We start from the raw sequence: 9,367 nt of genomic DNA, 5'->3' as shown, positions 1-9,367 counted from the left end.
CCTGCATGGCTTTGCAGGCATCATGCTGTTCGTGATCGGCCTGCTGTTTTTGTTCGTGCTGGATTGGTTATTGGGTTTCATCTTCCCCGACCGTTCTCGCGCCCGGGCACAGGCCTGATACAAGGAGACCAGAATGAAACTCATCAGCTTCAGGCATCTCGTCATCGGTCTCTGCATGTTTGCAGCAGCGGGCATGGCACTCGCGCTTAAACCGACCGTCAGGATAGTGGATAGCGAACCAAGACTTGATCTTGAAACCCTGATTCCCAAAGCCTTCGGCGACTGGAAGATCGATGAAACCATCGTGCCCCTGATTTCCAATCCCGAGCAGCAAGCGCTGATCAAGAAGATATACAGCCAGACGCTGACACGCACATACGTCAATTCAAATGGCGAACACATCATGCTGTCCATTGCCTATGGGGGCGATCAGTCCGACAACATGGCCGTGCACAAGCCGGAAATCTGCTATCCCGCCCAGGGATTTCAGATCCTCAAGAACCCGACTATCAGTTCATTTGCCACCGGCGAAGGAAACATCCCCGTCAAGCGTCTGGTTGCCACCCAAGGACAGCGAATCGAACCGATCACCTATTGGACGACTGTGGGCGATACCGTAGCCGTGAATGGCTTGAAATGGAAACTCCAGCAATTGAAATATGGCCTCACAGGAAAAATCCCCGACGGGCTGTTATTCAGGATTTCCAGCATTCAGGCCGATGACACCAAGGCTTATCATATTCAGGACGCATTCACGCGCGACCTGCTCAAGGCGATGTCGCCCGACGGCCGGCAACGCATTATTGGCCATCCGGCCGCAGCCAGCTGATTCGCGCTCCTGTTTAACCCATTTTGTCTATTTCATTACAAGCCAATACCATGACCAAAAAAGCCCTCATCACCGGCGTTACCGGCCAGGACGGCGCCTACCTCGCCGAATTCCTGCTGGGCAAGGGCTACGAAGTCCACGGCATCAAGCGCCGCACCTCACTGTTCAACACCGACCGCATCGATCATCTCTATCAGGACCCGCACGAGCAGGGCCGCCGCTTCATCCTGCACCACGGCGATCTCACCGACAGCTCCAGCCTCATCCGCATCATCCAGCAGGTGCGGCCCGACGAGATCTACAACCTCGCTGCCCAGTCGCATGTGGCCGTCAGCTTCGAAGAACCCGAATACACCGCCAACTCCGACGCCCTCGGCGCGCTGCGCATCCTCGAGGCCATCCGCATCCTCGGCCTCGAAAAGAAAACCCGCTTCTACCAGGCCAGCACCAGCGAACTCTTCGGCCTCGTCCAGGAAATCCCGCAGAAGGAAACCACCCCCTTCTACCCGCGCAGCCCCTACGCCTGCGCCAAGCTCTACGCCTACTGGATCACCGTCAACTACCGCGAAGCCTACGGCATGTATGCCTGCAACGGCATCCTCTTCAACCACGAATCGCCCATCCGCGGCGAAACCTTCGTCACCCGCAAGATCACTCGCGCCCTCGCCCGGATCAAGCTCGGCCTGCAGGACTGCCTGTTCCTCGGCAACATGGATGCCAAGCGCGACTGGGGTCACGCCAAGGACTACGTCGAAATGCAGTGGCTGATGCTGCAGCAGGACCACGCCGAAGACTTCGTCATCGCCACCGGTGTGCAGTACAGCGTTCGCGATTTCGTCAACGCCGCCGCCAAGGAACTCGGCATGGACATCCGCTGGGAAGGGCAGGGCGTCGACGAGAAGGGCTACGACGCCCACGGCAAATGCATCGTCGCCGTCGACCCGCGCTACTTCCGTCCCACCGAAGTCGAAACCCTGTTGGGTGACCCCAGCAAGGCCAAGGACAAACTCGGCTGGACGCCGAAGATCAGCTTCGACGAACTCGTCAGCGAGATGGTGCGCGAGGATCTCAAGGCCGCCGAACGCGACGAACTGGTGAAGAAGCACGGCTACAAGGCCATGGATTACCACGAGTAAGGGCAGTTACAAGGGGCAAGTTGCAAGTTTCAAGGGGGGACGATGGCCCGGTTCGAGGATCTTGCGGTTTGGAAGCGCTCTGCTCGGTTGAGTGCGGAGCTTTATAAATCGCTGAGAGACCTCAAGGACTTCGGATTTCGCGATCAGATCACGCGGGCCGGGCTGTCGATCCCATCCAATATTGCAGAAGGGTATGAACGTGAATCGGCTAAGGAAACGTGTAACTTCCTGAATTATGCGAAGGGCTCTGCCGGCGAACTCAGGACGCAAATTTATATTGGTATGGATATCGGCTATATCGAGCGGGAGACAGGTATGCAGTGGGTCAAGGAGGCAGAAGAAATCTCCCGCATGCTGCATGGATTGATGCAAACGGTAAGAGAGAAAAAGACATGAGTTGCAAGTTAAAAGGAAAGGGCCTGGAATTTGTTTCTTGCTGTGGCAACTTTGAGATCATAAATCGTGATCTCAAGTTGAGGCTTGCACCTTGTAACTTGTAACTTGAGACTTGAATCTTGAATCCTGAATCTAAAATCTATATTGCCGGTCACCGTGGACTCGTTGGCACCGCCCTGATGCGCAACCTGCGTGAAAAAGGATTCGAGAACTTCCTCACCCGCACCCACGCCGAACTCGACCTCACCAGCCAAGCCGCGGTCGACGCCTTCTTCGAGTCGGAGAAACCGGACTACGTCTTCCTGGCCGCGGCCAAAGTCGGCGGCATCCACGCCAACAACACCTATCCCGCCGAATTCATCCGGGACAACCTCACCATCCAGACGAACATCATCCACGCGGCATACAAGAACAACGTCAAGCGCCTACTGTTCCTCGGCTCCAGTTGCATCTATCCCAAGCTCGCCCCGCAGCCGATGAAGGAAGAACACCTGCTCACCAGCGAGCTGGAGCCCACCAACCGCCCCTATGCTTTGGCCAAGATCGCCGGCATCGAAATGTGCTGGGCCTACAACCGGCAATACAAGACCCAGTATCTGGCCGTCATGCCGACCAACCTGTACGGCCCGGGCGACAACTACCACCCGGAAAACTCCCACGTCATACCCGCACTGATACGCCGCTTTCACGAAGCCAAGCTGGCAAATGCGCCAAACGTGACCGTGTGGGGAACCGGCACGCCCAGGCGCGAATTCCTGTACAGCGACGACATGGCCGATGCCTGCGTCTACCTGATGAGCCTGCCGGATGAGCAGTTTGTTCCCTTGCTGGGTCAGGACCGCAACGATGGGCTGGCACCATTGATGAACATTGGCGTGGGTCATGATCTCACCATTCGCGAGCTGGCCGAGACTGTAAAGGACGTGGTGGGATATCAGGGCATGATTGAATTCGATAGCACCAAACCGGATGGCACGCCGCGTAAGCTGATGGACGTGGGGCGATTGAATGCCATGGGATGGAGCGCACATATGGAAATGCGCGAGGGACTGGCGCGTGCCTATCAGGATTTCCTCGGCGGCTTGCAGCCGGTGCCAGCAATCCGCTCCAAGTCCACGGCCTGACGTTGCACCCCGGACACAGCCTGTCATGAGAGCTCGCGTATGTATGCACTGTATATAAGCATTTACGTATTCATTGCTATTTCGGCGGCGATCGCCCTCGTGCTGGGGGTGTTCACCGCTTCACGTGGCGTCGAGCGATTCGGGTCGAAGGGCGTGATGATGGTGTATTTGTGGCTGATGATGCTGGCGCCCGCCCTGCGCATCATGACCGCGCCACGCGAATACCTGACCGATGCGGACGCTACGCTGGCAGGCTATACGGCCATTTCGGGGCCGGTGACGTGGGCGTTGCGTCTGTCGACCGTCGCCATTGTGAGCGTGGCTGGGGTGGTGATGCTCATGGCCCTGATCCGGCGCCAGAAACTCTCCGGCGGTACCTTCCTGGCCGTAGGGCTGGGTGCAGTGTTCACTACCATGCTGACCAGCGCAGGGTTGGGCACCAAGCCGGCGTTCATCCATCAATCGCTCTACACGGTCTTGATGTTGGCCACGCTGTTGGTAATGCCGCGCATCGCGCCCGAGCAGGTGGCAATTCAGGCCAAGCGGGTGCTGGCTTTTCTGATGATAGGTTCGCTGGTACTGGCCGTGATCCAGCCAGCGCATTACGTCCAGACTGGCTATGTCGGCATCATTCCCGGCTTCCATTACCGGCTGCATGGCTTGGCGCCGCATGCCAACTCCCTGGCGCCGCTGGCCCTGTTGTATCTAATTCTGGCGTACTGGGTGCGGGGCAAAAATCCCTGGCATATGCTGGGCGTCGTTTCGGCGGCGGCGGTGCTGGTGCTGTCCCAGTCCAAAACTATCTGGCTCACCGCGCTATTGATCGTGTTCGTCATCGTTGTGACGCGCGTGAGCAGGCAATTCGGCCAGGAATTGAGATCGGCCCGCATTGGTTGGGGCACCATCACGGCACTCGGCGCGTACATGGGGGCCGGGCTCATGCTTCTGTGGATGTTCTCGGGTGAGGCTAGCCGGGTGTTCCACGCGCTGATGGCCGACAGCGACGTTTCCACCTTGACCGGACGAACCGATATCTGGCGGGTCACCCTTGACACCTGGCGAAAAAGTCCCTGGTTCGGCTACGGCCCAAATCTGTGGGATTTGGATTTCCGCATCAGACACCATGGCGCCCTGGCCGCGTGGCACGCGCACAATCAGTTTCTCCAGGCCCTGGGCGAAGCCGGCATCGTCGGACTGACCAGCATGCTTACATACCTGGCGGCCCTGGTTTACTACGCCGTCCGCTTTGCCGGGCCGACCCGGGGCGTGACCCTGGCGCTGCTGCTGCTGATTCTGAGCCGCACCATGACGGAAGTGCCCATTCGTTTCTCAGTATTGCTCGATGCCACCTTCTTTGTTCATGCCGTGGTGTTTGCGGTGCTTGTCATGCTGGCGCGGCAGGCCTCCGCTGCGGGCCAAGCTTCCGCTTCGCTTCAGGCAGCCGAAGCAACCGCTATAAAGCCTGCGCAATTGCCGCAGCTCACATAAACGCAAGCCAAGCCACGTCATGTTTTTAGGTCGCCCACCTGGCCCCCCGCGCAATCCGGAGCGCAGGCTATCGTGAGCCGGTCGGGCGAAGGCCTGGGTGCGCGCAGCGTCTCGGCATTCCTGTGGGGCGGCGGCGGCGCCTTCCTGCGCCTGTTCATGCAGATGGGCGCGCAGATCGTGCTGGCGCGCCTGCTGGGTCCCGCGCAGTACGGCCTGTTCGCCATGAGCGTGGTGGTGATGAGCTTCTCCGCTTTCTTTTCGGACGTCGGTGTTGCCTATGGCCTGATCCAACGCAAGCAGGTGGACAGCACGCATATCCGGTTCGTATTCACTCTGCAGATCATGCTCGGGCTGGTCATTACCGGCTTGCTGGCGATCCTGTCCGGGCCGCTTGCGGGGTTCTTCCATGAACCGCGCCTGGAAGCGATCATCCTGGTGCTGGCGCCGCTAGCGCTGCTGCAGGCGGCTGGCGCGGTGTCGCTCAACCTGCTCAAGCGCGAATTGGATTTCAAGGCGCTGCAGATCGCGCAGACCATTGCCTATTTCATCGGCTATGTCTGCCTGGGCATTCCGCTGGCGCTCGCCGGCGCTGGGGTGTGGGCGCTGGTGGCGGCCTGGGCGACGCAAAGCCTGGTGTCGCTGGTCCTGATGTATCGCGCGACGCGGCATCCGCTCGCGCCCCTGTTCCGCCATCCCGATGCCTTCAGCATGGGGCATTTTGGCGGCACCGTGTTGCTGACTAACCTCACCAACTGGCTGATCGGCAACATCGATCGCACGGTGGTGGCGCGCACGCTGAGCAGTGTCTCGATCGGCCTCTACGCCAATGCCTACAATCTGGTCAACACGCCCTCCAACACCATCCTAAGTTTCATGCAGCCGGTGCTGTATTCCGCCTGCGCCAAAATGCAGGACGATCCGCAGCGCATCCGCAAGGCCTACCTGCTGCTGATGGCGGGCATCGCACTGGTGGTCATGCCCGTGTTCGTTTCCATGGCCGCGGTGTCGAACACGCTGGTTCTAGCGCTGTATGGGCAGCATTGGGCGCAGGCGAATGTGGTGCTGCGGCCGATCGCGCTGGCCATGCCCATTGCGCTGTTGTGGGGCATCACTACGCCGGTGCTGTGGAATACCGGACGCGCCACGCTGGAATTCAAGTTGCAACTTCCCCTGGCAGGGCTGTGGCTGCTCGGTGCATTGGTGGCCGTGCAGTTTTCGCTCGCCGCGCTGGCGTGGACGGTGCTGGGGCTGTTTGTCCTGCGTACGTTGGTATTCACCGTGCTGGCAATCCACCAGATCGGTCTGCCGCTCACCGAATGTGCGCGTGCGCTGCGAGGCGGCGTTGCACTGAGCCTGCTCACCGGATTTGCCGCCTGGGGAACCGACCAGTTTCTTGCCGAATTGCTGCCCGGCAATCAGGCCAGGCTGGCGGCCATTATCGCCGTGTGCGGCCTGACGGTAACACTGGCGTTGCGAGCGCTGCCGGGCATGCTTACCCTGGATCTTTCCAGCCTGCTGGTGAGCGGCCTCCAGCGTCTGCCGGCCCGTGCCGCGCGTTTGGCAGGCTGGTTGCTGGCACCGCAACTGCGGCACGCACATGGAAAATGACTGCATGACGAGCCCGCAGCAAGCCACGCAGAAGCCGCGCATCTCGGTGGTGATGCCGCTCTACAACAAGCAGGATTATGTGGAGGCGTCGATCCGTTCCGTCCTGGCACAGGGCACATGGCTGCATGAACTGATCGTGGTGGACGATGGCTCGACCGATGGCAGCGCCGAAGTGGTGGCGCGCCTGATGCGGGACCATCCCCGCATCAAACTGCTACGACAGGACAACGCCGGTGTCTCCGCTACGCGGAATCGCGGCATCCTGGCCTGCGAGGCGGATTTCGTCGCATTCCTGGATGCCGACGATTTGTATCTGCCGGGTTTTCTGCAGGAAATTGCCGGACTGATCCGGCGTTTTCCGCAGGCTGGCCTGTTTGCGACAGCTTACCGGCGCTTTACCGGCGCTGCCGATGTGCGCTCGGAACCTGGAGAGGCGCACGGCGTCGAGCCATTTTCCGGAATCGTGCGGTCATTTTTCAGCGAGTGGACCCAGGGCGCCTTCATTTTTACCTCATCAATCTGCGTGCGGCGTCAAGGCCTGCTTGATCTGGGTACCATGTTCCCGCTCGGCGAGCGGCTCGGCGAGGACCAGGACGTGTGGTTTCGTCTGGCCGAGCGCTATCCCGTGGCCTACAGCGCCAGGCCGTTGGCGCTGTATCGCGTCGATGTCGCCAGCAGCCTGACCGCAAGCGTGCCGCTGACAGAGGTGTTGCCCTGCTATGTCCGGCTGGCTGAACGGATCGATAGCGGTGATTATCCTGCCCGTCACCTGCGTGGCGCGCGACGCCTGCTGGCGTCGCACTACATCAATATTGCCAGGATGCGCGCCACACAAGGTGATTTCGCCGGGGCATGGCGGTTGCTTGTCGACCGGCACGCACGCGGCAATGCGTCGTATTGGCTGAGAACGTCGGTTTGGTCAGTCTGGCGGCAAGCTCTGGCAAGCAAAGGGGCCATGGTATGAACGTCTCTCTTATCCTGGCTACCTACGGCCGCGCGGAGGAATTGGGGCGGGCGGTGGACTCGTTCCTGTCGCAGACCGACCGTGGCTTTGAGTTGATTATCGTCGACCAGAACCCGGATGAGCGGTTAGCGCCCTTTGTGGAGCAGGCCCGTGAGGGTGGGCTGGACGTACGCCATGTGCGGATGGACACGCCCGGTCTTTCGGCGGCGCGTAATCTGGGCATCTCGCTTGCCCGGCATGACATCCTCGCCTTTCCCGATGACGATTGCTGGTATGAAGACCGGGTGATCGAGCACGTCAGGCGTGCGTTCCTAGAGGGGGAGGCCCTAGGCGGTATGATCGGCTGTTGGGTCGAGCAGGCTGGAGAGGCGGCGCCTGGACAAGCATATTTTTTGGAGCATGACGCTTGGCGGGAATTCCGGGGGGGGCATGCCAGCTCGATTTCGCTGTTTCTCGACCGCAAGCTGTTTGAATCGCTCGGCGGATTCGACGAGCGGCTCGGTGTCGGTCAATGGTACGGCGCGGCGGAGGAGATAGACTTCATTCTGCGCGCGCTGGCATCAGGCGCACACTTGCGCTATTGCCCCGAGATACGGGTGCATCATGCTTATGCTCCCAGGCCCGTCGGCAACTTCAAGGCAATCTGCCGTCAGGCCCGGTACCGCAGCCGGGGCACAGGCGCCATCTATGCCAAGCACAGGCTATCGACATACGTGGTGGCGCGCGGATTGCTGGCGCCGGTTGTTAACGCGCTGCCTCGTTTGTCCCCGTCGCAGATCGGACGCGCCCTGTTCACCAGCTTGGGACGCATCGAAGGCTATCTGCGCTGGAAAAGGAGGGAGTCGTGAGCAGGGTGGCAAGCCGGATATCTCGCATATTTCTGCTGCTGTTTACGGTCGCTGCCTCGCTGTCGGCGTGTGCTGTCCAGACGACGCCGGTGCCAGGCCCGGTGCCGGCGACCTATTTCGGCATGCATATCCACCGCACTGTGGAACCGCAGCCGTGGCTGTCTGACGGCGATCGCCTGACTGCTTGGCCCACCGTGAAATTCGGATCCTGGCGGCTATGGGATGCCTATGTCGCCTGGCCCAATCTGGAGCCGGAAAAGGGCCAGTGGAAATTCGCCACGCTGGACAAATACGTGACGATGGCGAACCTGGCCAAGGTGGATGTGCTGTTGCCGTTGGGCCTGTCGCCCACCTGGGCTTCAGCACGGCCTAATGAGCCTTCCAGCTACAAACCCGGCAACGCCGCCGAGCCCCTGAGCATGGACGACTGGCGTAACTACGTCCGCACCGTTGCCACGCGCTACAAGGGACGGGTTTACGCGTACGAGCTATGGAACGAAGTGAATCTGAAGGGGTTTTATTCGGGCAGCCCGGAAAAATTGATCCAGATGGCGCGCATCGCCTATGAAACCCTGAAGGAAATCGACCCCGACGTCATCGTCGTCTCGCCTTCAGTGACGGGTGGAGGGCGCAACCCGGAGTGGCTGAATAATTACCTCGCGATGGGCGGCGGTCAGTATGCCGATGTCATTGCTTATCATTTTTACGTTCCACAAAGATCGCCCGAAGCGATGCTGCCAGTGATCCGGCAGGTGCAGCAGATCATGCGAAACCATGGGCAAGGCACCAAACCCCTGTGGAATACAGAAACCGGGTGGCGAATCGAAAACAAACCTATGACGCCGCGTATTGGCGCCGCCGGCAGCGACTGGCTCGATTTGGATGATCGAGAATCTGCCGCCTATGTGGCGCGCGCATTGATTCTGGGTTGGTCGGCAGGCCTGTCTCGCTTTTACTGGTATGCCTGGGACAAT

The 9,367-nt window shown here is 60.1% G+C and carries 9 protein-coding genes; all 9 read left to right on the top strand.

Annotated elements, in window-relative coordinates; genetic code table 11:
* The first annotated feature begins 133 nt into the window (after positions 1–133).
* Positions 134–829: an exosortase-associated protein EpsI, B-type gene (epsI, locus tag ABT23_RS14265; protein ID WP_296636734.1), complete on the top strand. Its 696-nt coding sequence runs from the start codon at positions 134–136 to the stop codon at positions 827–829.
* Between the two features lie 50 nt (positions 830–879).
* Positions 880–1,965 carry a GDP-mannose 4,6-dehydratase gene (gene gmd, locus ABT23_RS14260; protein ID WP_296636731.1) on the top strand — a complete coding sequence of 362 codons (1,086 nt, stop codon included), beginning with the start codon at positions 880–882 and terminating at the stop codon, positions 1,963–1,965.
* 42 nt (positions 1,966–2,007) lie between these two features.
* A complete protein-coding gene (locus ABT23_RS14255) occupies positions 2,008–2,361 on the top strand; it encodes a four helix bundle protein (RefSeq protein ID WP_296636729.1) in 354 nt (117 codons plus the stop codon).
* Positions 2,362–2,480: 119 nt separating this feature from the next.
* On the top strand, positions 2,481–3,485 hold the full coding sequence (locus ABT23_RS14250; protein ID WP_296636726.1) for a GDP-L-fucose synthase: 1,005 nt from the start codon (positions 2,481–2,483) through the stop codon (positions 3,483–3,485).
* Between the two features lie 39 nt (positions 3,486–3,524).
* Complete coding sequence (locus ABT23_RS14245; RefSeq protein ID WP_296636723.1) at positions 3,525–4,973, top strand: O-antigen ligase family protein; 1,449 nt, start codon at positions 3,525–3,527, stop codon at positions 4,971–4,973.
* Positions 4,974–5,045: 72 nt separating this feature from the next.
* Positions 5,046–6,581 (top strand): lipopolysaccharide biosynthesis protein, encoded by a 1,536-nt coding sequence (locus tag ABT23_RS14240; RefSeq protein ID WP_296636721.1) that lies wholly within the window; start codon positions 5,046–5,048, stop codon positions 6,579–6,581.
* Positions 6,582–6,585: 4 nt separating this feature from the next.
* The gene (locus tag ABT23_RS14235) at positions 6,586–7,545 is read left to right on the top strand and encodes a glycosyltransferase family A protein (protein WP_296636718.1); all 960 of its coding nucleotides are present in this window, start codon (positions 6,586–6,588) and stop codon (positions 7,543–7,545) included.
* The gene (locus ABT23_RS14230; protein WP_296636716.1) at positions 7,542–8,393 is read left to right on the top strand and encodes a glycosyltransferase family A protein; all 852 of its coding nucleotides are present in this window, start codon (positions 7,542–7,544) and stop codon (positions 8,391–8,393) included. Before ABT23_RS14235 ends, ABT23_RS14230 begins: the two co-directional genes overlap by 4 nt.
* The coding region (locus tag ABT23_RS14225; protein ID WP_296636712.1) for a glycosyl hydrolase at positions 8,390–9,367 on the top strand (978 nt) is incomplete at its 3' end. The genes ABT23_RS14230 and ABT23_RS14225, both read left to right, overlap by 4 nt.

Source organism: Thiobacillus sp. SCN 63-57 (genome assembly GCF_001725555.1).
Taxonomy (GTDB): domain Bacteria; phylum Pseudomonadota; class Gammaproteobacteria; order Burkholderiales; family Thiobacillaceae; genus Thiobacillus.
This window is presented reverse-complemented; position numbering and strand designations above follow the sequence as displayed.